Source organism: Pseudomonas sp. PAGU 2196, assembly GCF_022179005.1.
GTDB lineage: Bacteria > Pseudomonadota > Gammaproteobacteria > Pseudomonadales > Pseudomonadaceae > Aquipseudomonas > Aquipseudomonas kermanshahensis.
Genome location: NZ_BNTL01000001.1, coordinates 206,776 through 232,577 on the forward strand (window position 1 = coordinate 206,776; position 25,802 = coordinate 232,577).

The 25,802-nt window shown below is 63.8% G+C and carries 28 protein-coding genes; 12 read left to right on the top strand and 16 right to left on the bottom strand.

The window, feature by feature from the left end:
• Positions 1 to 75 precede the first annotated feature (75 nt).
• A complete protein-coding gene (locus MFF34_RS00955; protein WP_238209615.1) occupies positions 76 to 951 on the top strand; it encodes a helix-turn-helix domain-containing protein in 876 nt (291 codons plus the stop codon).
• Here MFF34_RS00955 and MFF34_RS00960 read toward each other — a convergent pair.
• The 6 genes from MFF34_RS00960 to MFF34_RS00985 all read right to left on the bottom strand — a co-directional run bounded on the left by MFF34_RS00960 (position 948) and on the right by MFF34_RS00985 (position 7,275).
• Positions 948 to 3,338 carry a TonB-dependent receptor gene (locus MFF34_RS00960; RefSeq protein ID WP_238209617.1) on the bottom strand — a complete coding sequence of 797 codons (2,391 nt, stop codon included), beginning with the start codon at positions 3,336 to 3,338 and terminating at the stop codon, positions 948 to 950. The genes MFF34_RS00955 and MFF34_RS00960 overlap by 4 nt on opposite strands.
• 171 nt (positions 3,339 to 3,509) lie before the next feature.
• The gene (locus MFF34_RS00965; protein ID WP_238209619.1) at positions 3,510 to 4,493 is read right to left on the bottom strand and encodes a FecR domain-containing protein; all 984 of its coding nucleotides are present in this window, start codon (positions 4,491 to 4,493) and stop codon (positions 3,510 to 3,512) included.
• Positions 4,490 to 5,047 (bottom strand): RNA polymerase sigma factor, encoded by a 558-nt coding sequence (locus tag MFF34_RS00970; RefSeq protein ID WP_238209621.1) that lies wholly within the window; start codon positions 5,045 to 5,047, stop codon positions 4,490 to 4,492. The genes MFF34_RS00965 and MFF34_RS00970 overlap by 4 nt, the downstream gene beginning before the upstream one ends.
• Positions 5,048 to 5,069: 22 nt before the next feature.
• The gene (locus MFF34_RS00975) at positions 5,070 to 5,396 is read right to left on the bottom strand and encodes a DUF3325 domain-containing protein (RefSeq protein WP_238209623.1); all 327 of its coding nucleotides are present in this window, start codon (positions 5,394 to 5,396) and stop codon (positions 5,070 to 5,072) included.
• Positions 5,390 to 6,973, bottom strand: a complete 1,584-nt coding sequence (locus MFF34_RS00980) for a PepSY domain-containing protein (RefSeq protein WP_027595274.1) — start codon at positions 6,971 to 6,973, stop codon at positions 5,390 to 5,392. Before MFF34_RS00980 ends, MFF34_RS00975 begins: the two co-directional genes overlap by 7 nt.
• The gene (locus tag MFF34_RS00985) at positions 6,970 to 7,275 is read right to left on the bottom strand and encodes a DUF3649 domain-containing protein (RefSeq protein ID WP_238209630.1); all 306 of its coding nucleotides are present in this window, start codon (positions 7,273 to 7,275) and stop codon (positions 6,970 to 6,972) included. The genes MFF34_RS00980 and MFF34_RS00985 overlap by 4 nt, the downstream gene beginning before the upstream one ends.
• A 196-nt stretch (positions 7,276 to 7,471) precedes the next feature.
• Between MFF34_RS00985 and MFF34_RS00990 the strand changes: the two genes are divergently transcribed.
• From MFF34_RS00990 to MFF34_RS01010, 5 genes are all read left to right on the top strand, one after another.
• A complete protein-coding gene (locus tag MFF34_RS00990) occupies positions 7,472 to 7,966 on the top strand; it encodes a sigma-70 family RNA polymerase sigma factor (protein WP_085273953.1) in 495 nt (164 codons plus the stop codon).
• On the top strand, positions 7,963 to 8,889 hold the full coding sequence (locus MFF34_RS00995; protein ID WP_099430411.1) for a FecR domain-containing protein: 927 nt from the start codon (positions 7,963 to 7,965) through the stop codon (positions 8,887 to 8,889). Before MFF34_RS00990 ends, MFF34_RS00995 begins: the two co-directional genes overlap by 4 nt.
• 163 nt (positions 8,890 to 9,052) lie before the next feature.
• A complete protein-coding gene (fecA, locus tag MFF34_RS01000) occupies positions 9,053 to 11,377 on the top strand; it encodes a TonB-dependent Fe(3+) dicitrate receptor FecA (protein ID WP_238209632.1) in 2,325 nt (774 codons plus the stop codon).
• Between the two features lie 180 nt (positions 11,378 to 11,557).
• Entirely contained in the window at positions 11,558 to 11,905 is a 348-nt protein-coding gene (locus MFF34_RS01005) for an HPF/RaiA family ribosome-associated protein (protein WP_027595269.1), read from the top strand.
• Between the two features lie 122 nt (positions 11,906 to 12,027).
• Positions 12,028 to 12,318: a DUF3509 domain-containing protein gene (locus MFF34_RS01010; protein WP_238209634.1), complete on the top strand. Its 291-nt coding sequence runs from the start codon at positions 12,028 to 12,030 to the stop codon at positions 12,316 to 12,318.
• A 3-nt stretch (positions 12,319 to 12,321) separates the two neighbouring features.
• On the opposite strand, the gene MFF34_RS01015 is transcribed toward MFF34_RS01010, so the two are convergent.
• Positions 12,322 to 12,792 (bottom strand): phosphate-starvation-inducible protein PsiE, encoded by a 471-nt coding sequence (locus tag MFF34_RS01015; protein WP_027595267.1) that lies wholly within the window; start codon positions 12,790 to 12,792, stop codon positions 12,322 to 12,324.
• A gap of 232 nt (positions 12,793 to 13,024) precedes the next feature.
• Between MFF34_RS01015 and MFF34_RS01020 the strand changes: the two genes are divergently transcribed.
• The gene (locus tag MFF34_RS01020; protein WP_027595266.1) at positions 13,025 to 13,285 is read left to right on the top strand and encodes a YebG family protein; all 261 of its coding nucleotides are present in this window, start codon (positions 13,025 to 13,027) and stop codon (positions 13,283 to 13,285) included.
• 104 nt (positions 13,286 to 13,389) lie between these two features.
• Here MFF34_RS01020 and MFF34_RS01025 read toward each other — a convergent pair whose 3' ends face one another.
• Positions 13,390 to 14,409: a Glu/Leu/Phe/Val dehydrogenase dimerization domain-containing protein gene (locus MFF34_RS01025; RefSeq protein WP_238209642.1), complete on the bottom strand. Its 1,020-nt coding sequence runs from the start codon at positions 14,407 to 14,409 to the stop codon at positions 13,390 to 13,392.
• Positions 14,410 to 14,533: 124 nt separating this feature from the next.
• Here MFF34_RS01025 and MFF34_RS01030 point away from each other — a divergent pair, with 124 nt between their 5' ends.
• Entirely contained in the window at positions 14,534 to 15,340 is an 807-nt protein-coding gene (locus tag MFF34_RS01030) for a SirB1 family protein (protein WP_238209644.1), read from the top strand.
• Here the strand turns inward: MFF34_RS01030 and maiA are convergent.
• Genes maiA through hmgA form a run of 3 tightly spaced genes read right to left on the bottom strand, consistent with a single transcriptional unit; the run spans position 15,334 to position 18,576 of the window.
• Positions 15,334 to 15,966, bottom strand: a complete 633-nt coding sequence (gene maiA / locus MFF34_RS01035) for a maleylacetoacetate isomerase (RefSeq protein ID WP_085273950.1) — start codon at positions 15,964 to 15,966, stop codon at positions 15,334 to 15,336. The genes MFF34_RS01030 and maiA overlap by 7 nt on opposite strands.
• A gap of 12 nt (positions 15,967 to 15,978) precedes the next feature.
• Positions 15,979 to 17,271, bottom strand: a complete 1,293-nt coding sequence (fahA, locus tag MFF34_RS01040) for a fumarylacetoacetase (RefSeq protein ID WP_238209646.1) — start codon at positions 17,269 to 17,271, stop codon at positions 15,979 to 15,981.
• A 3-nt stretch (positions 17,272 to 17,274) separates the two neighbouring features.
• On the bottom strand, positions 17,275 to 18,576 hold the full coding sequence (gene hmgA, locus MFF34_RS01045; protein WP_085273948.1) for a homogentisate 1,2-dioxygenase: 1,302 nt from the start codon (positions 18,574 to 18,576) through the stop codon (positions 17,275 to 17,277).
• 164 nt (positions 18,577 to 18,740) lie between these two features.
• On the opposite strand from hmgA, the gene MFF34_RS01050 reads away from it, so the two are divergent.
• Positions 18,741 to 19,523 (top strand): IclR family transcriptional regulator, encoded by a 783-nt coding sequence (locus MFF34_RS01050; RefSeq protein ID WP_027595260.1) that lies wholly within the window; start codon positions 18,741 to 18,743, stop codon positions 19,521 to 19,523.
• A 327-nt stretch (positions 19,524 to 19,850) separates the two neighbouring features.
• On the opposite strand, the gene MFF34_RS01055 is transcribed toward MFF34_RS01050, so the two are convergent.
• From MFF34_RS01055 to MFF34_RS01065, 3 genes are all read right to left on the bottom strand, one after another.
• Entirely contained in the window at positions 19,851 to 20,747 is an 897-nt protein-coding gene (locus tag MFF34_RS01055; RefSeq protein ID WP_238209647.1) for an alpha/beta fold hydrolase, read from the bottom strand.
• A gap of 176 nt (positions 20,748 to 20,923) precedes the next feature.
• Complete coding sequence (locus MFF34_RS01060) at positions 20,924 to 21,610, bottom strand: LrgB family protein (protein ID WP_238209650.1); 687 nt, start codon at positions 21,608 to 21,610, stop codon at positions 20,924 to 20,926.
• A complete protein-coding gene (locus tag MFF34_RS01065; RefSeq protein WP_186702479.1) occupies positions 21,600 to 21,986 on the bottom strand; it encodes a CidA/LrgA family protein in 387 nt (128 codons plus the stop codon). The genes MFF34_RS01060 and MFF34_RS01065 overlap by 11 nt, the downstream gene beginning before the upstream one ends.
• Before the next feature lie 98 nt (positions 21,987 to 22,084).
• On the opposite strand from MFF34_RS01065, the gene MFF34_RS01070 reads away from it, so the two are divergent.
• The gene (locus MFF34_RS01070; protein WP_238209652.1) at positions 22,085 to 22,972 is read left to right on the top strand and encodes a LysR family transcriptional regulator; all 888 of its coding nucleotides are present in this window, start codon (positions 22,085 to 22,087) and stop codon (positions 22,970 to 22,972) included.
• A 36-nt stretch (positions 22,973 to 23,008) separates the two neighbouring features.
• On the opposite strand, the gene MFF34_RS01075 is transcribed toward MFF34_RS01070, so the two are convergent.
• Positions 23,009 to 23,464: a flavodoxin gene (locus MFF34_RS01075; protein WP_099430420.1), complete on the bottom strand. Its 456-nt coding sequence runs from the start codon at positions 23,462 to 23,464 to the stop codon at positions 23,009 to 23,011.
• 115 nt (positions 23,465 to 23,579) lie between these two features.
• Here MFF34_RS01075 and MFF34_RS01080 point away from each other — a divergent pair, with 115 nt between their 5' ends.
• Both MFF34_RS01080 and MFF34_RS01085 read left to right on the top strand, forming a co-directional pair.
• A complete protein-coding gene (locus MFF34_RS01080; protein WP_027595254.1) occupies positions 23,580 to 24,008 on the top strand; it encodes a PAS domain S-box protein in 429 nt (142 codons plus the stop codon).
• 59 nt (positions 24,009 to 24,067) lie between these two features.
• Positions 24,068 to 24,685 carry a hypothetical protein gene (locus tag MFF34_RS01085; RefSeq protein WP_027595253.1) on the top strand — a complete coding sequence of 206 codons (618 nt, stop codon included), beginning with the start codon at positions 24,068 to 24,070 and terminating at the stop codon, positions 24,683 to 24,685.
• On the opposite strand, the gene MFF34_RS01090 is transcribed toward MFF34_RS01085, so the two are convergent.
• Positions 24,670 to 25,620: a MerR family transcriptional regulator gene (locus MFF34_RS01090; RefSeq protein WP_238209654.1), complete on the bottom strand. Its 951-nt coding sequence runs from the start codon at positions 25,618 to 25,620 to the stop codon at positions 24,670 to 24,672. The genes MFF34_RS01085 and MFF34_RS01090 overlap by 16 nt on opposite strands.
• Positions 25,621 to 25,802 lie beyond the last annotated feature (182 nt).

Genomic DNA, 25,802 nt, shown 5'->3' on the forward strand with positions numbered 1-25,802 from the left:
AAACTTGCGCTTTTCCAACCCAGGTAGCTGTCAGCGCAACGCAAGCGCAGTACGATGGCCCCAGAGGAATCGCCCATGACCCCACTCTCCCAACTGCACGTCTTCAACGCCATGCACGCCTCGCCCCACGCCCGCCTGGAGCTGAGCGCGCACCTGGGCGACGGCTTGGCTGCGGCGCTGTGGCGCAACCGCGACGATGCCCGCGATTACCAGGCGCCCAGCCATCACACGCTGTCGTGCTACATCGCCGATGGCACCGGCACCTTCCGTCGCCAGCGCCCGGCCGACAAGGGCGCACCGAACAAGCTGTGCATCATGCCGGCCGGCCATGAGTCGAACTGGGTGGTCAACGGCGCGATTCGCCTGGCACACCTGTACGTCAGCGAGGCGCAGTTCGCCCTGGGTTGCGTGCGCCTGCTGGACCGTGAGCCGCGGGAATTGCAGCTGCAGGAGGCGACGTTCCTCGATGACCCGCAACAGTCGGCGCGCTTTCGCCAGTTGATCAACCTGGCCTGGGACGAGCCCGGCGAGCGCCTGCTGGCCAGCAGCCTGGCGCATGAAATCGTCGACCACGCAGTGCTCAGCCAGGTTGGGCTACGTCAGGGTCTGCGCCTGAAAGGCGGCTTGGCGCCGAACCTGCGTCGGCAGTTGGTGGAGTACATCGAGGCGCACCTGGACCAGCCCATCACCCTCGGTGAACTGGCCCTGCGCTGCAACCTTTCCGAGTACCACTTCGCGCGCATGTTCCGCACCAGTTTCGGCTTGCCGCCACACCAGTACCTGCTGGCACGACGGCTGCACCGTGCTTGCCAGTTGCTGCGCTTGGGTCACCTGCCGCTGGGAGAGGTGGCGTTGCTGTGCGGGTTTGCCAGTGCCAGCCATTTCAGCAACCGCTTCCGCCAGGCACTCGGAGCGACGCCTGGCGACTATCGCACAGCCTTCAGCCCTTAGAACTCGAAGGTGCTGGACAGGCTCACCTGCCGCGCATCGCCAACTGCGACAAAGTACTGGTTCACCGCCGAGCTGTAGTAAACCTTGTCGAACAGGTTCTTCACGTTCAACTGCAGGCGCACGTTGTGTTCGTCGAGCTGGGTCTCGTACGTGGCAAACGCATCGGCGACGGTATAGCTGGGCAAGTCGAAGGTGTTGGTCGAGTTGCCCGAACGCTCGCCCACATAGCGGGCCCCAGCACCAAAGCGCAGTCGGTCGCCACCGAACACGCGGCCAAAGTCATACACCGCCGAGAGCGAGCCACTGTGCTTGGCCACGTTCTGCAGGCGGTTGCCTTCAAGGTCCGGGTCTTTGGTGACCTTGGCATCGGTAAAGGCATAACTGCCGATCAGGCTCCAGCGTTCGCTGAGCTGCCCGGTCAGGTCAAGTTCAACACCGCGTGAATTGACCTCGCCAGCATTGCTGTAGACCGTCTCGCCGGTACCCGTGTCGAAGTTGGCGACCAGCACATTGCGCTTGGTGATGTCGAACAGCGCCAAGGTGCCGGTCAGGCTGCCAGGCATGTCGAGCTTGGCCCCCAGCTCCCACGATTTACCCTCTTCGGGCGCTACCGACGCATCCAGCACCACACCGCCGGTCAACGGTGCAATGCTGGAGTTGGGCTTGAACGACTCGCTGTAGCTGCCATAGAACGACAGCTGGTCATCGACCTTGTAGACGATGCCGGCATGCGGCACCCAGGCCTGGCCGCTAGTGTCGGTATTGGCTTTGAACGGTCGACCGCGGCCGGCGTACTGGTCGAACTGCTGGAAGCGCGCACCGGCCACCAGAATCCAGTGCTCATCCAGGTGCAGGGCGTCCTGCACGAACAGCGCGTCGGTGCGCAGTTTGTCGGTCTGGTCGCTGTCGCTGGCGCGCACGCTGCTGCCCTCCACTTCCTGGCCGTAGACTGGGTTTTCATAGCTGAAGGTAGACTGCGCCGTCTGGCGGATCAGGTCGCCACGAAACACCTTGCGGTCTTCGTGATCGAGGCCGAACAACAGGTCATGCTGCAGGCCACCCAGCTCGACGTTGCCCGCAAGGCTCAGGGTGGCGAACTGGTCGCGGCTCATGGCGTTGTGCGTGCCGTCGATGCTGCGCGTCAGCGTGCCCTTGGCTTCGTTGACGCCCGTCACGCGGACCTGGCTGGCGTCGTAGGTCTCGCGGTTGAAGCTGTAGCCGAAGTGCAGCTTCCAGTCGTCGGCCAATTGGTGGTCGACCTCCAGGCGATACAGGTCAGAGCGCCCTTCCATGTCGTTGAACGGCTCATCCAGGCGACGCGTGGCCGGAATGTCCAAGGGGTGGCCGTTGCTGCCAAAGGCCGTGCCGCGGTCGAACGGGTAAAGAAACTCACGGTGCTCGTACGCCACCACCACCTGGGTGTCCTCGCCCAGCCAGGCCAGCGATGGCGCTACCAGCGATTCGCGGTGCACACCGAAGTTACGCCAGTAGTCCTCATCTTCGTGGTCGACGATCAGGCGGTAGGCGAAGTTGCTGTCGCCGAGTGCGCCGGTGCTGTCGAACCCACCGCCGCTGCCATTTTTGCCGCTGCCGTAGGTCGAGCCACGCACCGTCAGGGCGTTGTACTGCTGCAGTTGCGGGCGCTTGCTGACCACGTTGATGACCCCGCCTGGGTCCTGGATGCCATACAGCAGCGAGGCCGGGCCCTTGAGCACTTCGACCCGCTCGGTGCTGGCATTGAGGCTGCGGCCCTGCACGATGGGCATGCCGTCACGCATGATCGAGCCGTCGCGGTTGTCGCCAAAGCCGCGCTTCATCACGGTGTCGGAGGTGCCGCCAAAGTTGTTGCCCTGGGTAATGCCGCTGACGTTGGTCAAGGCATCATCGAGGTTGCGCGGGGCCTGGTCGCGAATGACCTGGGCCGGGACCACGTTGATGGCCTGGGGGATGTCCTGGTTCGGGCCCTGGCCACGCATGATCGAGGCCGTGGCCGGGGGCTGATAGCTGTAGGCGTCCATCTGCGAGGTCACGGTGGTGGCCTGCAGGTTGAGTGCCCCGTCGCTGCTCACGGCTTCGAGGGTGAAGGTGCGGGCATCGACGCGGCGCCAGGCCAGGCCGGAAGTGCCCAGCAATTGCTGCAGCGCCTGCTCTGCGCTGAAGGTGCCATTGAGGGCAGGTGCCTGCTGGCCAGAAAGCTCGAGGGTGTACACCACGCTCTGGCCGGTGGCTCGGCTGAAGGCATTGAGCGCCTGGGCCAAGGGTTGGCTTGGCTGGGCAAACGTGTACGCCTGTACCTGCTCGGCCGCCCCGGCCAACGGTGCGATGGCGATGACCGGGCACACCGAAAGGCCGAGCCAGAGGGGGACGCAACACGGGGTGAACTTCATGGACGCTGACCTGTAAGTGGGTGTTGATTGCGAATGAATCGCACTTCCACTCATTACACGGATGCCACGTCCTGTTACCTCATCCGTTATTTGAATTTTTTCCTGGGCCGGCCTCTTCGCGGGCAAGTCGGACCGCCGCACCGCCGCTCCCACAGGTTCTGGTACAGGTGCCTAACGGATAATCGTCAAACGCCCCAAGACGGTCTGGCGCGAAAAGCCCATCACGTTGCCAAGTGAATCGAGCGCTGCCAAAGGCGCTTGCACCGGGAAACTGCCACTGACCTTGCGCTGCCCCAACTCACCCTTGAGCAGCAGGATGCGCCCCGGGTAGTAACGCCCGAGGTCCTCGACCACCTGCGCCAGCGGCACCTGGTAGTAATTCAGCCAGCCCTGGCGCCAAGCCAGGCGGCTCTCGCTGTCTACGCTCACGGTACTGCCCGCATGGCCGTCAACGTAAGCCAGCTGCTGATTGGCCGTCAGTTCACGGGCGACCGCGCCTTGCCCCGGTGTCACCGCGACCCGCCCACTGCGCACCGTCACCTGCGCGCCATCCCCCTGCTCACGCACCTCGAACTGGGTGCCCAGCACCCGCACCTCACCGCCTGCGGCAGCTACCAGAAACGGCTCGCCGGTGTGGGTGACCTGGAAGAACGCCGCCCCGCGCAGCAGCCGCACACGGCGCTCGCCCTGGGCGAAGTCGACCGTGATTGCGCTGCCTGCATCTAGTGTCACCTGCGATTGATCGGCCAGGGTCACCTGGCGGACGTTCCCGGCGCTGCTGTAGTCGGCCTGCAGGTCCTGCAGCCAGTAGCCAGGGTGCCACCCACCCACAGTGCCGACCGCCAGCACCAGGCAGGCTGCAACCGCCAAGGCGGCGACGCGTTGACGCCAACGGCCTCGGGCAGGCGCCTTGGCCATGGCATCCAAGTACTGTTGCAGGCCCCCGCGCTCTTCATCGGCCAACCGCGCCGCTGGCGCCGCGCTCATCTGCCACAGCGCCTGCGCCTGTGCGTACGCCTCTCGATGCCCCGGGTCGGCCAGCAACCAACGCTTGAACGCCGCACCTTGGGCTTGCTCAGGCTGTTCGTTGATGCGGCTCAGCCACTGCAGCGCGGCCTGTGACTGCGCGGCAGTGATCGGATTCGGACGGCTCATCGACGGGCGCTCCCTGGCCTGCGTAGGGTGGAAACGGGCTCGGCGACACTCGCCTTGCACGCTTCGAGGGCGCGCATCATATGCTTTTCAACGGCGCTCTGGGACAGTTGCATGGCCGTGGCGATCTCGCTGTACTTGCAGCCGTGGATACGATTGAGCAGGAAGATCTGCCGCGTGCGATCGGGCAAGGCGCGCAACGCAGCCTCGATGCGTTGCAGGTCGTGAGCGACCTCCAGGGCTTGCTCAGGTTCTGCGGCGCTGGACTGCTCATCCACGGCGTGCGTGGCTTCGGCCACACGCTCGCGGCTGCCTTCGCTGCGCAGGTGGTCGATGGCAAGGTTGCCGGCGCAGCGCAAAAGGTAGGTGTCCAGTGCTTCGACCTTGACCTCGGGGCGGCGCCAGAAGCGCAGGAACAACTCCTGGACCAGGTCCGATGCCGTGGCCCGGCAACCGACCCGGCGGCTGACCAATGCCTCCATGCGCGCACGCTGCGCCAGAAACACCTGAACAAAGCGCGCACGTCCGCCGGTGTTGTCAGCATCTGGCTCGATCATGTCACCCGGCTCGCTCAAGGCGTCACACAGCAAGCACGGCCAACAGCGGGCCGAGCACCACGCTGACGGCGGCCAGGCCCAGCAACAGGCGGGGCTGGTACGGCAGGGCGAACACCCACAGGGTCACCCCCGCCATCAACACCGCTATCCATTCCACCAGGCCATGCGCCCACCCCCGCATGTGCACGCTGAGTACCAGCGACAGCACCAGCAGCAGCCAGCCACCGACGCGCAGCACACGCAACTGTTGCACCTGCGGTTTGCGCCCAAGCAGCTCCTTGAAGTGTTTTTCCATGGCCAGGCACAGGGCGACGAAGCCCGCGAAGCCGATCAGCGCACTACCTAGCATCCGCTCACCTCGCCGCCCTCGACCGTCGGTTTTTGGGCCGCGCGTGAGGCGCGCTTGGTAACAGGCTTTGCCGGGCGCAGCATTTTGCTGGCCGTCCAGGCCAGAAACACGCCGGTGGCCAGCGCCGTGAGATCGAACCCGGCCATGGCCCAGTCGCCAGACCGCAATGACTGATCGAGGCCCTGGCCTGTGGTGAGGCCATTGAGCAGCGGCAGCAAGGCGAAGGCCAGCGCCCCCAGCGCCAGTTGCTCGCCCCAGGCGCGGCGCCCGGAACGCAGCACGGCATGCACCAGCGACAGTGCCCAGACCAGGAAGAACGTGTTGACCTCCCAATCGGCGCGGCCCTCGGCAGCCACAGGGATCAGCCGATTGGCCCAGAAGAACCCTGCCACCGCCAGCAGCAGGCCACTCATGCTGGCAATGTTGAGCACCTCGACCAAGCGCAATTCGCCGGGCATGTGCGCGCTCTTGGCATGCTTGAGCTGACGCTTGCCCAGCCACATCACCAACCCTGTGCCGATGACTGCTGTGCCGGCCACGCCGAAGACAAAGTACAACCAGCGCAGCCAGGGCCCGGCGAAATTGCCCATGTGCAGGCCGGCAAAACTGAAGGCCGTCATCATCGCACCACTCTCCGGTGCACCTTGGGTCAGCAGCGCCCCGCTGGCGCCATCGAAGGTCCAGTGGGTGCTGCGCCGGTAGGCGACGTTATCAGCCGAGGACTGGGTGAAGGTGACCCGGGCATTGCGGTCACCGGGGTTTTGCAGCTGGATGAAACCGATGCGTGCACCCGGCGCCAATTCCTCGACTTTGGCGTACAGCGTCGGCAACGGCACCAGGGGCGTCGCGACGTTGGCAGCCTTGGGCGCATCGTCGCGGCCGAACAGCTCGTTGAAGTACTCGCCGGTATTGCCGCCATAGCTGGCCAGAATGCCGGCAGGCATCACCATGTACATGAACAGCACCAGGCTGCTGTAGCTGATCATCAGGTGGAACGGCAGCACCAGCACGCCGATTGCGTTGTGCCCATCCAGCCACGAGCGCTGGCCTTTGCCAGGGCGGAAGGTGAAGAACTCTTTGAAGATCTTCTTGTGGGTGATGATCCCGGTGACCAGGCCCAGCAGCATGATGAAGGCACAGAACGTCGACAGCCAACGGCCGAACGGGTACGGCATCTCCAGCTGGAAGTGGAAGCGGTAGAAGAATTCGCCGCCACGGCTATCGCGCGCCTCGACTGGCTGGCCAGTCTGCGCATCGAGGCTTTTGCTGACAAAGCCGCGGCGCCCCGCCTCGGGGTCGCGCCAGCCCACGTTCAGCGCCGCCTCGCGCGCGTTGGGCAAGCGGATCATCCAATTGCTGGCGTGCGCGGCATTGGCCTCCAGGTAGCGCTGGGCCAAGCCCAGGCTGTTTACCGGGTCGAGCGCATGGCTGCGCACCTCGGGCTGGGTCCAGTGGTTGATCTCGTCCTTGAAGTACGAAAGCGTGCCAGTAAGGAAAATGGCGAACAGCAACCAGCCGAAGATCAGGCCGGTCCAGGTGTGCAACCAGGCCATGGCCTGGCGAAAGCCTTCTTTCATGGGTTTTTCATCCAGTAGGCAAAACCGCTGACCGCGCCCAGCAGCACGCTTGGCAACAGCACGCCCCACCAGGCACGCCAGGCGCTACGGCAAGCGAAGCACCAGATGAACGCCAGCACGTAGAAGACGAACGACAACAGCAAGCCCGTGAGGGTCGCGTCGACCCGTGGCAAGGGCGCCAGCAGCGCGATGCTGACACTGGCCATGGAAGCCAGCAGATAACCGCCCAGCGTTGCAGCCAGGCAGCGTGAGGCCACGGCCAGGCGGTAATTGAGCGGGATACCGGCGGCGTTGCGCTTCATGGCGGAGGTCCGGGCATTTTTGGGGCTGCAATAATAATGATTTCAATTCGCATAAGCAAAATATTGCCGCTGCTTAGCCGCCCATCGCTGACGGGCCGGCGATCCGCCCCTGGAGGATTGCCGAGCACAGGGTCGCCCATTACAATGCGAACAATTATTACTTCCAATCGCGCATCTTGGCGCCGGAGTATCCACGGTGTCCAGCGCCCTTTCCTCCACGGTCGAAGGCCTCTATCACGCCCATCACAACTGGCTGACCGGCTGGTTGCGCCGCCGCCTTGGCTGCCCGCAGAGTGCCGCCGACCTGGCGCAGGACACCTACGTACGCCTGCTTCAGGCACGCGAGACACCGCAATTGATCGAACCTAGGGCGTTCCTGGCCACGGTCGCCAAGCGGGTGCTGTGCAATCACTTTCGGCGCCAGGAACTGGAACGCGCCTACCTCCAGGCCTTGGCTCAGGTGCCGGAAGACGTGGCACCGAGCGAAGAACAGAAAGCGATCATCTTCGAGACGCTGCTGGAGCTAGACCGCCTGCTGGATGGCCTGCCAGCGCTGGTCAAGCGTGCCTTCCTGCTGGCGCAGGTCGACGGCCTGGGCCAGGGCGAAATCGCGCGTGAGCTGAACGTGTCACTGGCCACGGTAAAACGCTACCTGAACAAGGCGGCCATGCGCTGTTACTTCGCCCTGTGAATACCCAGTTTTCTCCGCAGGTAGCCGAGCAGGCCGTGCATTGGTTGATCGAGTCCCAGGGTGATGATTTTGATCGGGCCCAGCAGTTGGCGCTGGAGCACTGGTTACAAGCCGACCACGAACACCAGCGCGCCTGGGCGCATATTCAGCAGGTCAATCAGCGGCTACGCGGGGTGGCTTCGCCCGTGGTGCATGCGACGCTGCAAGCGCCGCCATCGGCCGCTCGACGGCGTGCGCTCAAGGCCTTGCTGCTGCTCGGTGTGGCCAGTGCCACAGGGTTGGGGCTGCAGCAGCACAACCCGTTGCCAGGGCTAATGGCCGACTACCGCAGCCCGGTCGGCCAGCGTCGGCGGTTGAACCTGGAAGATGGCAGCCTGCTGCAACTCAATACCCGTAGCGCCGCCGATGTGCGCTTTGATGGGCACCAGCGGGTGGTGCGCCTGCTCGAAGGCGAACTGGCGCTGGAGGTGGCCAAGGATGCCCGGCCCTTGCTGCTGCGCACCGGCGAAGCTGCGCTGCAGTTGGACAGCGGCCGTTTCAACGTGCGCCAGTACGACGGGTTCAGCCTGGTGTCGGTGTTCAGTGGCGTCGCCACTGTGTCGGGTGAGGCCTTGCTGGCAGGGCAACAGGCCCGATTGGGGGGCAACGGCTGGCGGGCGGTCACAGCGCTGGACCGCAATGCCGGGGCCTGGGTCGACGGCATGCTGGTAGCGTCGCAGATGCGCCTGGGGGATTTCCTGGCCGAGCTCGGCCGCTACCGGCAGGGGCAACTGGGGTGCAGCGAGCGGGTTGCCGACTTGCGGATTTCAGGGTCTTACCCGCTGGATGACAGTGAGCGAATTCTGCAGATGCTGGAGGTGGCATTGCCGGTGCGGGTGCGACGGTTTACCCGGTACTGGGTGACGGTCGATAGCCTGACGTGAGGTTGCCGGGCCCCCACCTACAGCGCCACCCTCGCAATAACTACAGCCGTGGGCTTGCCGGCCATAGGCTGCACAGCAGCCGCAGATTTTTTGCATTCACCTGAGCCATTTCCCAACGTTCGCGTGACAGACAAGGCAAACCCCTTCTCTCAGGACCTCACCCATGCCGTTGCGCACCAGCCCCCTCGTCCACGCCCTGCTGCTCGCCACCACCCTCGGCCTCGCCAGCCCCGCGGCCCACGCCGAAGCGCGCACTTACCACATCGCCGCCGGCTCCCTTGAAGACGCCCTCAACCAGTTCGGTCGCGAGAGCGGCGCATTGATTTCGTTTGGTTCGCAACTGACCCAAGGCATGAACACCCCAGGCCTGGACGGCCAGTACGACGTGCGCCAGGGCCTCGACGCGCTGCTGCGCGGCAGTGGCCTGCAAGCCCGGCAAGAAACCGACAACGCCTTCAGCCTGCAGCCGCTGAGTGCCGCCAGCACCAGCGCCGCCGTAGAGCTAGGGGCCTCAACGGTGGTCGGCGACTGGTTGGCTGAAGCCCAGCAAGACAACGTCTTCGAACACCCCGGCGCCCGCGACGTCGTGCGCCGTGAAGCCTTCGAACGCAGCGGCGCCACCACCGCGCGCGAAGTGCTCAACCGCATCCCTGGGGTGAATGCGCCAGACAACAACGGCACCGGCAGCCACGACCTGGCGCTGAACTTTGGTATCCGCGGCCTCAACCCACGCCTGGCGTCGCGCTCCACCGTGCTGATGGACGGCATCCCAGTGCCGTTCGCGCCGTACGGGCAGCCTCAGTTGTCACTGGCGCCGATCAGCATGGGCAACATGGATGCCGTGGACGTGGTGCGCGGCGGCGGCGCGGTGCGCTATGGCCCGCAGAACGTCGGCGGCATCGTCAACTTCGTGACCCGTGCGATCCCTGAAGAGGCCACCTTCAAGGCCGCCATGCAAAACCAGATCAGCCCGTCCTCGAGCCACGACGGTTTCAAGAACAGCGCCAACCTGCTGGTCGGCGGCACCAATGCCAACGGCCTGGGCGGCGCCCTGCTCTACTCTGGCACCCGTGGCGGCGACTGGCGCGAGCACAGCGACACGCAGATCGATGACCTGATCCTCAAGGGCAAGCTGCAACTGGATGAGGCCAACAGCCTGCACGCCATGGCCCAATACTACGAAGGCGAAGCCGACATGCCCGGCGGCCTGAGCACCGCCGATTTCGATGCCGACCCGTACCAGTCGACGCGCCTGAAGGACAAGTTCTGGGGCCGTCGCACGCTGGTCAACGTCGGCTACGACTACAAGCAGGACGACCGCCAGTTCAGCGTCAACAGCTTCTTCACCAAAACCCTGCGCAGTGGCTACCTCGACCAGGGCAGCTTCGTTTCGCTGTCGCCGCGCGAATACTGGGTGCGCGGTATCGAAACCCGGTTCTCCCAAGGCGTTGCGCTGGGTGACAGCTGGCACGAACTGGGCATCGGCTACCGCTATGTCAACGAAGCCGGCCACGAATTGCGCTTCCGCGAACCGGTCAACGGCGACCTGCCGACCACTGCCAGCCGCAACGACCGCGATACCCGCGGCAGCACCGAAGCCCACGCCATCTACCTGGACGACCGTATCGACATCGGCCGCTGGACCATCACCCCGGGCGTACGCTACGAGATGATCGACTCCGAACAGAGCAACACGCTCAATGGCCAGCGTTACCAGGGCAGCTACAACACCGCGTTGCCGGCGTTGAACGTGATGTACCACCTCACCGACCGCTGGAACCTCTATGCCAACACCGAGGGTTCGTTCGGCAGCGTGCAGTACAGCCAGATGCCCAACCGCGTCAGCAGCGGTGAAGTAAAACCCGAAAAAGCACGCACCTGGGAAGTCGGCACCCGCTACGACAATGGCGACGTGCAAGCGGAGATCGGCGCGTTTCTGATCAACTTCGACAACCAGTATGAAAGCAACCAGACCAACGATTCGGTGATTGCACGCGGTGAGACCCGTCACCAAGGCATCGAGACCAGCATCCGCTATGCCCTCGACGGCCTGAGCCCGGCACTGGCCGGCTTCGACGTGCATGCCAGCTACGCGTTCGTCGATGCCACCATTCGCGAAGACGGCCCGAACAAGGGCAATCAGGTGCCGTTCTCTTCACGGCACAAGGGCACCTTGGGCGTCGGCTACACCGAAGGCCCGTGGCAGTTGGACCTGGATAGCAGTTTCCAGAGCAGCCAGTATGCCGACAACGCCAATACCGGCCAGGAAAGTGCCGATGGCAGTACCGGGCGTATCCCAGGCTACATGCTGGTCAGCACCCGCGCCGGGTATGACTTTGGCCCGCAGCTGTCGAACCTGAAGGTGGCGGTAGGCGTGAAGAACCTGTTCAACCGCGAGTACTACACGCGTTCGTTCGACGACAACAACAAGGGTAAGTATGTGGGTGAACCACGGACCCTCTACGTGCAGACCTCGGTAGCCTTCTGACGAAACCCGGGGGTCGCTGCGCGGCCCTCGCCTTGCAGTTGCAACAAGAAATTTATTTTCAAAAAGGGCTTGAAATCATTCCGCCGTTGCCTGACCTTAGAGTCAAGAGGCGCAGAAATTCCAAGGGTCTCAAGGGCCTAGGCACGCCTCCATGCGAGCAAGCTGAATAAGGATTGAATCATGCAAATCCAGGTCAACAGCAGCAACCATATCGAAGGTAACGCCCGGCTCGACGAGTGGGTCCGCAGTACGCTGGAAAGCTCACTGGAACGTTACGAGGACGACCTCACCCGCATCGAGGTGCACCTGCGTGACGAGAACGGCGCCAAACCCGGACCGCATGACAAACGTTGCCAAATGGAGGCTCGCCCGAAAGGCCACCAGCCGATTTCCGTGACCCACACCGCCACCTCGCTGGACCAGGCGGTCGATGGCGCCGCCACCAAGCTCAACCACGCGCTTGAACACTTCTACGGCAAGTTGCGCAGCAAGCGCGGCGTGCTGGAGCTAAGTGACCCCGACGCCTGAGGGTGGTAACAAAACGCCCGGCCTAGTGCCGGGCGTTTTCGTTTCTGTCGATCAACGGCGCTGAACCAACGCGCGCTCATGCCGGTCAACCCCTGCACTCAATCGCTGCAGAACGCATGACCATGTACAACCCCTTCGCACAGATCAGCGCCGCCTTCGCCCCCGAGTACCGGGTCAACCTGAGCATCGTCGACTTGGATGGCAGCATCATGCTCACCCTTGCCGACGACGCTGGCGTGGTCGCCAAGCGCCTGATCAGCCAGGCCCAGCGCAACGACCCGGTGCGCTTGCAGCGGGTGATCGACAGCATCCGCCTGGGCCTGGCCATCGAACTGAGCCAGAACCCGATGCAAGTGCTCGCCGCACTCACCCGCGATGCGCAGCATGCACCGCGTCATTTCGTGGCCAACTGAGGGCTACTTGCCCTCGTCCACTTCCTTGCCATTGGCATCCAGCACCTTGGTCGAGGGGTAGCGGTACGACGCGTAGCGCACCACCAGGATCGAGAACGCCAGCAACAGGATGCCACCGCACAGGTACAACAGCCCCTCGTCCGGCGCCTTGTGGTGCGAGACATCGCCGATCAGCAGGCGCGTCAGTGCGGTGATCGCCACGTACAGCAAAAAGCGGATGGGCATGTGGTTGGTCTTGAAGTAGATCCCGACCATGGCCCCCAGCTCCAGGTAGATGAACAGCAGCAGGATGTCATCGACACTGACCCCGCCCTTGCCGAGCATGTCCAGGAAGGTCATCACCGCCGCGTAGGCGGTGATGGCGCCAATGCCGAACAGCGCCAGATAATGGAATGCCTCGACGCACAGGTTGCCCAGCGAGTCGGCCGAGCCGTGCAGGCCCTTGCGCAGCTTTTCAGCCCATTTGATGTTCACGATTGTCCCATTCCCCGATACGCCATGAAGGATGATGCGTCACCTGTGTGACGCTTGTGCCATGCAGTTAAAGGGCCAGGCCCTCGCCTTGGAAGGCGACCGATTGCCGCAAGGCACCTGTGGGCTACGCTTTTGCCGGAAGATTCTGGTTGCGCAACGATGCCCAATGCCATTACTGTATAAAGATACAGTAAAACGCAACCCAACCAGCAAAAAGGCATAGAGGTGATGAATGGCCGTCGAAGTGGTGTACCGCAGCAGCCGCGACCCGGAGCGCTTGTTCATGGATAAGGCCGAAGCAGATCGTCACGACAAAATGCTCGAACTGGCCGAGCGCCTGGCAGAAGTGCTGCACAAGGCGGTGCCATCGCTGACCGAGCAACAGGTCGAGGAAGCCGGTATTTACATGGCCAAGAACCGCGACGTGTTCGCCCGGGCGTTCAAGAGCCAGCCAGATGCGTTGGCAGAGTTGCTCGAAGGCCAAGCCCAGTAAGAGCAGCCTTGGGCTGCGAAGAGGCCCTTGAAGTCGAACAATTAATGCTAGCCATACCGGCCCTTTCGCAGCACAAGGCTGCTCCTACAGGGGAAGCGTCAGGCTTAGCCGTAGAGCAGCCGCTCTGCCAGCATCTGCGCCACCCGCGCCGGCGAGCGCTTCTCTGCCTGGGCATGGCCAAACACTTCGGTGAGCCGCGTAGGAATGCGCGCCAGGTGCGCGGTGATGGTCCCCAGGTCTTCGCCCCGATGGGTCAATGCTACGTAGATCAGCCCACCGGCATTGATCACATAGTCGGGCGCATACAGTATCCCGCGCGATTCCAACTGGTCGGCAACCTGCAGGGTGGTCAGCTGGTTGTTCGCCGCCCCCGCCACCGCCGCACAGCGCAGCTGCATCACGCTCTGCCCGTTTAGCACAGGCCCTACGCCACACGGGGCGAAGATGTCGCAGGGGGTGCTGATCAAGGCATCGTTGGTCACCGGGTGGGCACTGAACTGCTCGACCGCCAACCTCACCCGCCCGGGGTCCAGGTCGCTCACCAACAGCTCTGCACCCGCCGCGTGCAGTTGCTCGGCCAAGGCATAGCCAACGTTGCCCAGCCCTTGTACGGCCACACGCAAGCCTTCCAGGTTGTTACTGCCCAGCCGTGCTTTCGACGTGGCGCGGATGCCGGCGAACACGCCCATGGCGGCATGGGGCGAAGGGTCCCCCGAGGCTGTTGTGCTGGTCACATGCGGCGTGCTCTGCGCGATGCAGTCCATATCCACCGTCGAGGTACCGCTGTCCACAGCCGTGATGAAGCGCCCCTGCAAGGTGTCGACGAAACGGCCGAATGCCTCGAACAGCGCAGCGCGGTTTTCCACATGGGGGTTGCGCATGATCACAGCCTTGCCGCCGCCCAAGGCCAAACCGGCCAGCGCGGCCTTGTAGCTCATGCCCTGGGCCAAGCGGATCGCGTCGACCATGGCGCTCTCGTCATCGGCGTAAGGCAGGTAGCGACAACCGCCCATGGCGGGGCCCAGCTGCTCGCTGTGGATCGCCACCACCGCCTTCAGCCCCGTTGGCGGGTCGATGAACAGGTGCAGCGATTGGGTACGGGTGCTTTGCATTAGCGCGAACATCGACGGGCTCCCCAGCGAGGTGCTCCTATCAGTATAGGCAGGCCCAAGTGCGGGGAGCCTCGGTCAGACCACTGGACGAAACCGCACGCCACAGCTAATAGTTAAACGTGTGTGGAGAAGCCCCATGAAGACACGTCAAGCCTGCTTGGCCTGCCTGGAACGCGAGCCTGTCGCCCTGCTGGAAGCCGCATTGTGGATGGCCGCCGAGCACGACCGAAGTGTCGAGCCCGCGAACAGCCTTGCCCTGCTGCACGACCTGCACCGTGAGATCAGCGCCAACCTGCCGATGCTGCCCCTGTGCGAACTGGCCCAGCCGCTGCTGCGCCAACTCAATGCACTGGGCTTTCAACAAGATGAATATCACCCGTTGCGGCCGCACGCGGCGATGATGGACAAAGTGCTGCAGCGCCGCCGTGGCCAGCCATTGACCTTGGCCATCCTGGCCCTGGAACTGGCTGGGCGGCTGTCGATCCCGCTGGAAGGCGTTGCATTTCCCGGCCATTTCCTGCTGCGCGTGCCCGGCGCCGACCACCTGCTCGACCCTTGCGGCGGCAGGCGCTTGTACCCCAGCGATTGCCGCGACCTGCTCGCCCGCCAGTTCGGCCCACACGTGCCGCTGAGTGCGGAGCACATGCGCACGGCCAGCCCTCGGCAAATGCTGCAACGCCTGTCACGCAACCTGCGCCAATTGCACATCAGCAACGACAACCACCTGGCTGCGTTGATCGACGCCGAACGCGTGATGCAGCTGGGCCCGGTGCAGGTCAGCGACTACACCACCCGCGCATCGCTCTACCAGTTTCTGGATTGCCCGCAGGCCGAACGCTACGACCTGGAGCATGCCCTGCTACTGACAGAAGACCCGGTTCAGCGCCTGAAGCTTTCCGAGCGGATCGGCAAACTCCCGACGGTGAACCGTTCGATTCACTGAGCCGGGGTATCCGGCTGCTGCGAAGGATGCGCCTGGATGAACGCCGGGTGCTGGGCTGCCAGGGCGGCGACCCGACGAATGCGCGGGTAACCGCCCAAGTCGATGTTGAACCGCTCGGCAGCGTACACCTGCGGCAGCAAGTAGACATCCGCCAAGCCCGGCGTGTCGCCAAAGCAGAAGCCGTGGTCGCCGATCAGTTGCTCGACCGCCGACAGCCCTTGGCCGATCCAGTGCGCGATCCACTGGTTGACCTGAGGCTCGTCCTGCCCTGCCTGGCGCAGCAGGTTGAGCACGCTGACGTTGTGCAACGGGTGGATGTCGCAGCCGATGATCGCTGCCACACCACGCACCTTGGCTCGCGCCTCGGCCGTGTCCGGCAGCAGCGCAGGGTGTGGATAAACCTCTTCCAGGTACTCGATGATTGCCGGTGACTGCACCAACAGCGCACCGCTGTCGGTGCGCAAGGCCGGTACACGGCCCTGCGGGTTCACAGCAACATAGTCCGCACCGCGCTGCTCGCCCTTGAGCAGGTTGACCGGCAAGGACTGGTAACCCAGCCCCTTCAGCGCCAGCGCGATGCGCACCCGGTAGGACGAGGTGGAACGGTAGTAGGTGTACAGCTCCATACCCCTGCCCCCTCAGTTGGCTGCGATAACTTTGCCGCGGCATTCGCCGAAGCCGATGCTGGCAACGCCATCACGCGTGCAACGGGCACGCAGGATGATTTCGTCGCCGTCTTCGAGGAACTTGCGCACCTCGCCGCTGGCCAGTTCCACCGGCTGCTTGCCGCCCTCGGTGATCTCTAGCAGGCTGCCAAAAGAGCCCGGCGTTGCTCCCGACAGCGTGCCCGAACCGAACAGGTCGCCCGGTTGCAGCTGGCAACCGTTGACGCTGTGGTGGGCAACCATCTGCGCCACGGTCCAGTACATGCTGCGGGTGTTGCTCAGGGTCAGCCGGTGAGCCGCAATGCCTTGCTCGCGCATGCGCTCGGTGAGCAGCAGCACTTCCAGTTCGATATCGAACGCACCCTTGGCCTGGTCGCGTGCATCCATCAGGTAGGACAGCGGCTGCGGATCGCCTTGCGGGCGCGCTGGCTGCGCAGTGCGGAACGGCTCCAGGGCCTCAGCCGTCACCACCCAGGGCGAAATGCTGGTAATGAAACTCTTGGACAAAAACGGCCCCAGTGGCTGGTATTCCCAGGCCTGGATATCACGCGCCGACCAGTCGTTGAGCAGGCAGAAGCCGGCGACGTGCTCGGCGGCATCACCCACCGGGATCGACTCGCCCATGTCGTTACCCTGGCCAATCCAGATACCCAGCTCCAGCTCGTAGTCCAGGCGCGCGCAGGGCCCGAAGCTTGGCTCGGTGTGCCCAGCCGGCAGGGTTTGGCCTTTGGGGCGGCGCACATCGGTACCGGAGGGGCGAATAGTCGAAGCGCGACCGTGGTAACCGATCGGCACATGCTTGTAGTTGGGCAGCAGCGGGTTGTCCGGGCGGAACAGCTTGCCGACGTTCTTGGCGTGTTCGATGCCGACATAGAAGTCGGTGTAGTCCCCGATCTTGGCGGGCACATGCAGTTGGCAATCCGCGGCGGGGTAAAGCGCGGCTTTCAGCGCCGACTGGTGTTCGCTGTGTTCGCCGAGCAGCGCCAGCAGGCGCTCACGCAGGGCGACACGGGCGCCACGGCCGAGGGCGAAGAAGGCGTTCAGCGCACCACCACGGGTAGCCTCCACCGCAGCCTTGGCCTCGCCGTCGAACAAGCCCGCAGCGAGCACCGCTTCCAGGTCAAGGATGGCATCGCCGATGGCCACGCCGCAGCGCAGCGCTTCACCCGGCCGGCTGAAGATGCCCAACGGCAGGTTCTGCAGCGGGAAATCGCTGTGCCCGTTGGCATGCTCGACCCAGCTACGGGTAATGGCGGTCTGGTTCATGGGTTATCTCCGGTTCGGGTTGAAGGTGCTCGGCAAGGTGGCCCAGCAACTATCGTAGTCGGCCTGCAATTGCGGGCATTCGAGCGCATGGCGGCTCGGGCGCAGCACTTGGCTGGTCTCGAACATGAAGGCCATGGTGTTGTCGATCTTGTGCGGCGCGAGGTCGGCGGCGATGGCCTTGTCGCAAGTCTCGGCGTCGGGACCATGGGCGCTCATCACCCCGTGCAGCGAAGCGCCGCCCGGCAGGAAACCCTCGGCCTTGGCATCGTAGGCACCCTGGATCAGGCCCATGAACTCGTTCATCAGGTTGCGGTGGAACCATGGCGGACGGAAGGTGTTCTCGGCCACCATCCAGCGCGGCGGGAAGATCACGAAGTCCATGTTGGCCAGGCCATGCACGCTGGTGGGCGACGTCAGCACGGTGAAGATGGACGGGTCCGGGTGGTCGAAGCTGACCGTGCCGATGGTGTTGAAGCGGCGCAGGTCGTATTTGTAGGGCACGTTGCTGCCATGCCAGGCGACCACGTCCAGCGGCGAATGCTGCAACTCGCAGGCCCAGTGTTCGCCGAGGAACTTCTGCACCAGTTGCACCGGGCCCTCGGCTTCTTCGTAATGCGCCACCGGCGTGAGGAAGTCACGCGGGTTGGCCAGGCCGTTGCTGCCGATGGGCCCGAGGTCCGGAATGCGCAGCGGCGCGCCGTGGTTTTCAGCCAGGTAGCCACGCGCCTGGCCATCGAGCAGCTCGACGCGAAACTTCATGCCCCGTGGGATCACTGCGATTTCCAGCGGCTCGACGTCCATGACCCCAAGCTCGGTAGCGATGCGCAGGCGTCCCTGTTCCGGCACCAGCAGCAGTTCACCGTCGGCATTGAAGAACACCCGCTCCATGGAGCGGTTGGCACTGTAGATGTAGATGCTCACGCCCGCCGGTTTATCTGCGGGCGCGTTGGCCACCATCGGCACCCAGCCTTCGATGAAATCGGTGGGCTCGGCAGGGATGGGCTGCGGGTTCCAGCGCAGGCGGTTTGGGGTGACGGCGCCCAGCGGCCCACTCAGCGGCTGACGTGCCAGGCGCTCGAAGCGTGGGTGCAGTGCAGACGGGCGGATGCGGTACAGCCAGGTGCGGCGCAACTCACTGCGGGTCATGGTGAACGCCGTGCCCGAAAGCAGTTCGGCATACAAGCCGTAGGGGGCTTTCTGCGGCGAATTCTGCCCGACCGGCAATGCACCTGGCAGTGCTTCGCTGGCGAACTCGTTGCCGAAGCCGCTCAGGTAGTGAAGGTCGGGGGACGTGTCGCGGTTCATCGATGCCTCCGGGCTCTGGCAGAGCCGTTGCTGGCAGCTGGCTGCTGGGGTGGCAGCACGTCTGCATTGTTTTTATCGTAATCAGATTACGAATAACGTAATTTGCTACGGGCAAGGCGTCAAGCTATAAAGGCGCGACTCGACGAATCCGGATACCTATGCCCATGGCCAAAGCCAGCTCACCCACCGATAACGGCAAGCAGAAGGTCCGCTCGGCGGAAGTCGGCACCGATATCCTCAAGGCACTCGCCGAACTCTCCCCCTCCACGTCCCTGTCACGCCTGGCGGAGCATGTGCAGATGCCGGCCAGCAAGGTGCACCGCTACCTGCAGGCGCTCATTGCCAGCGGCTTTGCCGAACAGGATGCGGCCACCAACCACTATGGCCTGGGGCGCGAGGCGTTGCGCGTGGGGTTGGCGGCATTGGGCAGCATCGATGTGCTGAAGATTGCGGCGCTGCCGTTGTCGCAGCTGCGCGATGAGTTGAACGAGAGCTGCTTCATTGCCGTTTGGGGCAATCAGGGCGCGACCGTGGTCAGCATCGAGCCTGCGGTGCGGGCAGTCACGGTGGTGACCCAGATCGGGTCGGTGCTGCCGCTGCTCAGTTCGTCCACCGGCCTGGTGTTCGCCGCCTACCTGCCGGCGCGCGAAACTGACGAGCTGCGCGACCGGGAGCTGGCAGCGCTGCAGCACAGCGCCAGCGATTATGCGGCCGTGCTGGAGGGGATCCGTGAACGTGGCCTGCACCATGTGCATGGCCTGTTGATGCCGGGTGTGGATGCGCTGTCTGCACCGGTATTCAATGCCCTGGGGCAGATCGCTGCGGTGATGACTGTGGTCGGCCCGACGTCGATTTTCCATGCCGACGAGCACGGGCCTGCGGCGCAGCGGCTGCTGGCTGCAGCGCGCGATACCAGCTGGCGGATGGGGTACGCGGCTGAAGGGTGAGCGGGATGGGCACTGTTGCCCGAAACGTAAAGGTGAATGTCGTAAGCGGCTATTTTTCCTACAGGATCAAGCGCTTATTCTTAACTCACTGGCCGGCATGAAGGGCACTCCCCCCCCGCCCTTCAGGCCTGCGAGGTTCACCGACGTAGATTTTGAAGCTCCTTGATCTAACGTCTCGATTGGCCGCTGCGATTGCAGCGGCCTTTTTTTTGCCTGGTGTTTGTTAGGTGATAGCGTTAGGGCCGCCAGGGATATGGAGGTGGATTTTTAGCGCCTATGAGATAAAGCGCCGCGCAGGCGGCGCTCGATCTCATAGGCGCTGAAAACTCATGCCATGCACTGCAAAAAACTCAGCGGCTGCTCACGAAAGGCCAGGTAATGCCGCAACACCTGCACCGGTGCTTCGGTATGCGGGTAATGGCCAATACCCTGCAGTTGCACGGTATCGGGCTCCGGCACCAGTTGCCGGTAACGCTCGACCATGCGCGCACCGGAAACCGGGTCGACCACACCGTTGATGAAGCGCAAGGGCACCCCTTCACGTTGCAACGCCCCCACCCACCGCTCGCGGTGCAGGGTGCGCTCCGGCCAGTAGCTGGCCAGCTTGTGCAAAATGCGCGTGCCGCGGTTGGCGGCGATCAGGCTCCAGCAATCGTCCAGTGCGCTTTCACTGGGGTGGGTGCAGGGGCCATAAACCTGGGTCACGTTGCGCACCAGGTCGTCACGCCCGAACGAGCGCCCTACCAACCAGCCCAGGCGGCTGAGCAGCAGCTTCTGGATCAGCAGCATGCGGCAGCTTTCGGGGAACAGCCCACTGTTGAGAAACACGCAGCTGGCGATGTTCGCGCGCTGTTCGTGGTGCCGTGCCAGCAGCTCCTGGGCCACGCTGCCGCCATAGTCATGGGCCATCAGGTGCACAGGCTGGTTGACCTTGAGGTGGGCGAGCAACGCTTGCTGCAAGTCGGCCTGTTCCATCAGGCTGTAAGCGTGATTGACCGGTTTGGCGGAGTCGCCAAAGCCCAGCATGTCGCAGGCGATCAGCCGAAAACGCTGGGCCAGCGGCGCCCACAGGTAGTGCCAGTCCCAACTGGCAGTGGGGAAGCCATGTAACAGAAGCAGGGGCTCTCCTTGCCCTGCGGTCCAGTAGCGGATGCTCTGGCCCCGGAAGGTAAAACTCTGTCCCCGGGTACGCCAGACGCACAATGGAATCTCGGCCAAAGGCATCAGATCGGTCCCGGTGGAGTTGTGTTGACGGAATAGGGCAAGGCTGCGCTCATTGCATGTCACCTCGGCACTTACATGTGCTCTCTATGTCGAGGCAGAGTCTAGCCAGCCGCCCATGGGCTGAAACTTGCGTTGCCAGCCAGCTTGATGACCTTGCGAGTCAGTGGCACGAACGGTCAGAGGAGCATGGCCAGCAGCGGTGCGGCGAACAGGTTCAGCAGCCCGGTCAGGACCATGACCAAGCCGGCCACGGAGCCTTCTTCGCGGCCCACTTCCTGGGCCCTGCTGACCCCAGCACCATGCGCCCCGACCCCGAACAACGCACCCCGCGCCAAGGGTGTGCGCAAGGGCAACCAACGCAGCAGCACCCCGCCGAACATCGCGCCCAATACCCCGGTGAACATCACGAATACCGCGGTCAGTTCCGGCACGCCGCCGAGGTCGTGGGCCAGCGGCATGGCGAACGGCGTGGTGATCGAGCGCGGCACCAGCGACAGGCTGATCGCATTGTCCAGCGCCAACAGGTGAGCCAGCCCCCAGGAGCTGGCGATCGAAGCGGTGCTGCCGGCCAGCATGCCCATCAGCAATGCCGGCCAGTGGCGCGCCAACATAGCCCGCTGCTGCCAGATGGGCACCGCGAATGCCACGGTCACCGGGCCCAGCACGCCCATCAGCCAATGGGTGTTGCGCGCATACTCGGCATAAGCGGTGTGCAACGGCACGGCCACCGTCAGCAGCAGCGCAGGGACCAGGATCAGCGGCGACAGCAGGTAGCGCCCGCTGCGCCGGTACAGCCAGCGGCTGCCCAGGTAGGCCAGCAGGGTCAGCGCCAGCCAGAACAGCGGCATGGGTTCAAGGCTCATGGCGCAGCCTCCAGCGGCACACCAGTTCGACGGTGAGCGCAGTCACCACCATGACCATCAGCGTGCTCACGGCAATCACCAGCAGGATGCGCCAGCCTTCCTCGCGCACCAGGGTGCCGTAATCGAGCAGGCTCATCAGCGCAGGAATGAAGAACAGCAGCATTTCCGCCATCAGCCAGCCGGCGCCCAGCTGCAACGTGGCCGGCTTGACCACACCGCTGGCGAACAGCAGCAGAAGCAGCGCCAGCCCCATCACGCCACCGGGGATGGGCCAGCCGAGCCACACAGCCAGCTGGCCACCGAGCAGGAACAGGGCAAACAGGATCGCCAGCTCGACGAGCAGGCGCAGGGCTTTTTTCACTAACGCGGGTTTCATGGGGGTGCTTCCTCGACAGGCCCTCATTTTAAGATTTGCCTGCCTAGGCCAGAAGCGAATTGTTAGACTGATCAGCATTCCAAAACGGAATTGCGACCATGGAATTCAAACAACTGCGCAGCTTCATCGAAGTGGTGCACCGCGGGGGCTTTACCCAAGCGGCGCAGACCCTGCACATCAGCCAGTCGGCGGTGAGCAAGCAAGTGGCTCAGCTGGAGCAAGATGTAGGCCAGCCGCTGCTTGAGCGGCAGGCCTCGCAGCTGCACCTGACCGCCGCCGGGCGCATCGTGCTAGAGCGCGGCGAAGCGTTGTTGCGCCAGCGCCAGGCATTGCTCAGCGAACTGGATGACCTCGGCCAGATGGCACGCGGCGAATTGCGCCTGGGCTTGCCGATACTGGGCAGTGACGCCTTGTTCGCCGGCCTGTTCGCTGAATACCGGCGACGCTACCCCAACATCTCGATTCAATTGCTCGAAGGCGGCAGCCGCAGCGTCGAGCAGGCGGTGCGCAGCGGCGAGCTGGAGCTCGGTGGCAGCCTGACGCCCAGTGACGAAGCGTTCGCGTTCCAGCCATTTTGCAACGAGCCACTCGATGCCCTGCTGCCGGCCGGGCATGCGCTGGCGGGTGAGGCTGGCGTGCATTTGCGGCAACTGGCCGATACGCCTTTTCTGCTGTATCAGCGCAGCTTCGTGCTTAATGACCGGCTGCTCAAGGCCTGCCAGCAGCAGGGTTTTACCCCGAAAGAAGGCGGGCGCAGTGGCCAGGCCGACTTCCTGGTGGCGTTGGTGGCAGCCGGCCAAGGCGTGGTGTTGCTGCCCCGTGTTGTGGCAAAGGCGCTGGAGCGCCCTGGGGTGGTGCGCTTGCCACTGCAGTCGCCGGAAGACCTGCGTTGGGATATCGCATTCATCTGGCGGCGGGGGGCGTACCTGTCACGGGCGGCGCAGGCGTGGCTGGCGTTGTTGCGTGAGCGTGAGGTGCAGCGCTGAAGCGGTAGGAGCGGCCTTGCGCCGCTCCTACAGGCGTCAGGCCTTCAGCGCCTGGGCAAATTCTGCCAACCACGGTTCGGCATCGGCTTCCGGGGTCACCGTTTCGCTGGCATCCAGGCGCAGCATCGGCTGCACTTCACGTACCCCCAACTCAGCGAACAACTCACGCATCTGCTCGCCGCCGCCGCAATAGGTATCGCCATAACTGGCGTCGCCCAACGCAATCACCGCGCCCGGCAAGCCACGCCAGGCGGCGGGCAAGGTGTCGCGAAGGGTGCTGTACAGCGGCATGAGGTTGTCCGGCAGCTCGCCCATGCCGGTGGTCGAAGTCACCGCGAGAAAAGCCTGCGGTGCAAAACCTTCAAGGTCCTGCAGGGTGGCACGTACAGCATGCCAGGCCTCAAAACCTGCGGCCTTGAGCAACGATTCGGCATGACGGGCGACTTCTTCGGCGGTGCCGTACACCGACCCGGAAATAATGGCGACTTTCATCGGGAAGAGGATTCCGAAACTGAGTGAAAACGTAGGATACTAGCATTCAACGCTGGCAAAAGGCCGCCCCTACCTAAGTACCAGCCCCCCTCCCTCTTCGCCCAATGGCCCGAACATGATCAACGCGCAACTGCTGCAATCCATGGTCGATGCGTCCAACGACGGGATCGTGGTCGCCGAACAGGAAGGCGAAGACACCATCCTGATCTACGTGAACGCTGCCTTCGAACGCCTGACCGGCTATACCCGTGACGACATTCTTTATCAGGATTGCCGCTTCCTGCAGGGCAGCGACCGCGACCAGCTCGGCCGTGCGCGCATTCGTAAAGCCTTGGCCGAAGGCCGGCCATGCCGAGAGGTGCTGCGCAACTACCGCAAAGACGGCAGCGCGTTCTGGAACGAGTTGTCGATCACACCGGTTAAGAGTGACGCCGACCAACGCACCTACTTCATCGGTATCCAGAAGGACGTCAGCCGCCAGGTCGAGCTGGAACGCGAACTGGCCGAAATGTGCGCACGTCCGAAAAACGACCTACGCTCCTGAACCAAACGCGCTACGCACGGTCAATCCCGTTGAAGAAATCGCCACCTCCGAGTTCGATCATGCAAGCAGATGCGCTCCTGACCCAGGACGAGCTGGATTTCATACAGAACATGCAGCATTCGCCACAGCTGAACCTGGCTGACTCGATGTCCAGCCTGCTGGTCAATGGCGACCGTCGGATCCAGACCTTGCTCACCCGTTTGGTGGCCAACGAGCAGGTAACCTTGCAGGCGCAGTTCAACAACCAGCAGATCAGCTTTCCGCTGCAACTGGTGGAAGACGAGTTCCATGCCCTGCACCTGCAGCTGGGCTCACCGGAAATCTACGAAGACGGCCCTATGCTACGCCCATGGCGCTTGTCCATGGACCAACCAAGCGCGTTACTGGATACACACGATCAGCCGAGCGGCCTGTGGGTTCGCGAAATTTCGTTCAAGGGCGCGCTGGTCGAGATCCGCGACCTGGCGCAAGCACCTGCACGTTTCGAGTTGCATTTCGCACCGGCCGGCATTGCCCCCATCGAGCTGCACGGGGTGCTGCGCCGACGCATTGGCCCTGACCTTGCGGCCTACGATTTAAGCCGCAGCCCGGTCGAAGAAATCGAGCGCCTGCGCGGCTATATCCTGCAAGCCCATCGTCAAGCGCACCCAGAGCTGCACAGTCAGGTGTCGAGCTGACCGGCCAGAAACTGCCGCAACCGCTGACGCATCACGCTGCTCTCTGCCCCCAGGCAGGCCACCGGGCTGCCTGCCAGGCTGTCCTGGGCCAGCTCGGCCACTTCACCGGCAAGCAATAACGGGCATTCAAGGCCAACCACCAAGCGCTCGAGGCGTTTGCTCAATTCCACGGTCGGCGCCTGGTTGGAGAACAACACCAAGGCATCAGGCTTGAGTCGCTCGCAGACCAGCGTCAGCTCCTGCAGGGGTTGCCCAGGCGCCAACAAGCTTACCCCCACCTCGTCACTGCCCAGCAACAAGGCGGTTACCAGCAGCTCCAGTTCGTGACACGGCCCCGGCAAGGGCGCCAGCAACACCGTGCGGCTGCGGGCCATGCGCGCCAGTTGAAGACGCACGAACACTCGCCCGCGCAAGAAATGATCCAGAAACAGCCATGCGCTGGCCTGCCCAAACGCCCGCGGACCGTAACCACCCTGGCCTGCTGCCAGGTCGTGCCACACCGGCATGAAGATGTCGCCGAACACTTGATCCAGGGTATGGCCAGCGAACACCTGATCGAACAAACGGTGAAGGCTCGCGCTGTCGAAGCGTTGCACCGCCTCGAGAATCTGCTGCTGCCAGGCCAGGCGCACGTCCATCAGGTCGCTGCTCTGCTGCACCTGCGCCTGGCACCGCACCAGGATGCTGCCCACCTTGCTCACCGCCACGCCGCGCTCCAGCCAGCCCAGAATGCTGCGGATATCGTCGATATCAGCCTGGGAGTACAGACGATGGCCACTGTCGGTGCGGGTTGGCTGAATGAGGCCGTAGCGACGCTCCCAGGCGCGTAAGGTGACCGGGTTCACGCCTGTCAGTCGGGAGACTTCCCGTATCGGGAACAGCTCCTGGTGTTCCAGGCCCGCATCGACTGCCGAGCTACGTCCCTGTTTGTTCATCTGCACTTTGTACCCTGTGTGCCGAAGTTGAACCTGCATGTTACTACGACAGCATAGGCCGCCGGTTAACAACCGTTTGCCAGCCAACACTTGCCGAACACTGCAATATCGCGATAATTCGCGCCCGATTCTTGCATGCACGCTGGCGTCGCCCACCACCCCGGGCGACGCAGCCAAGGGGC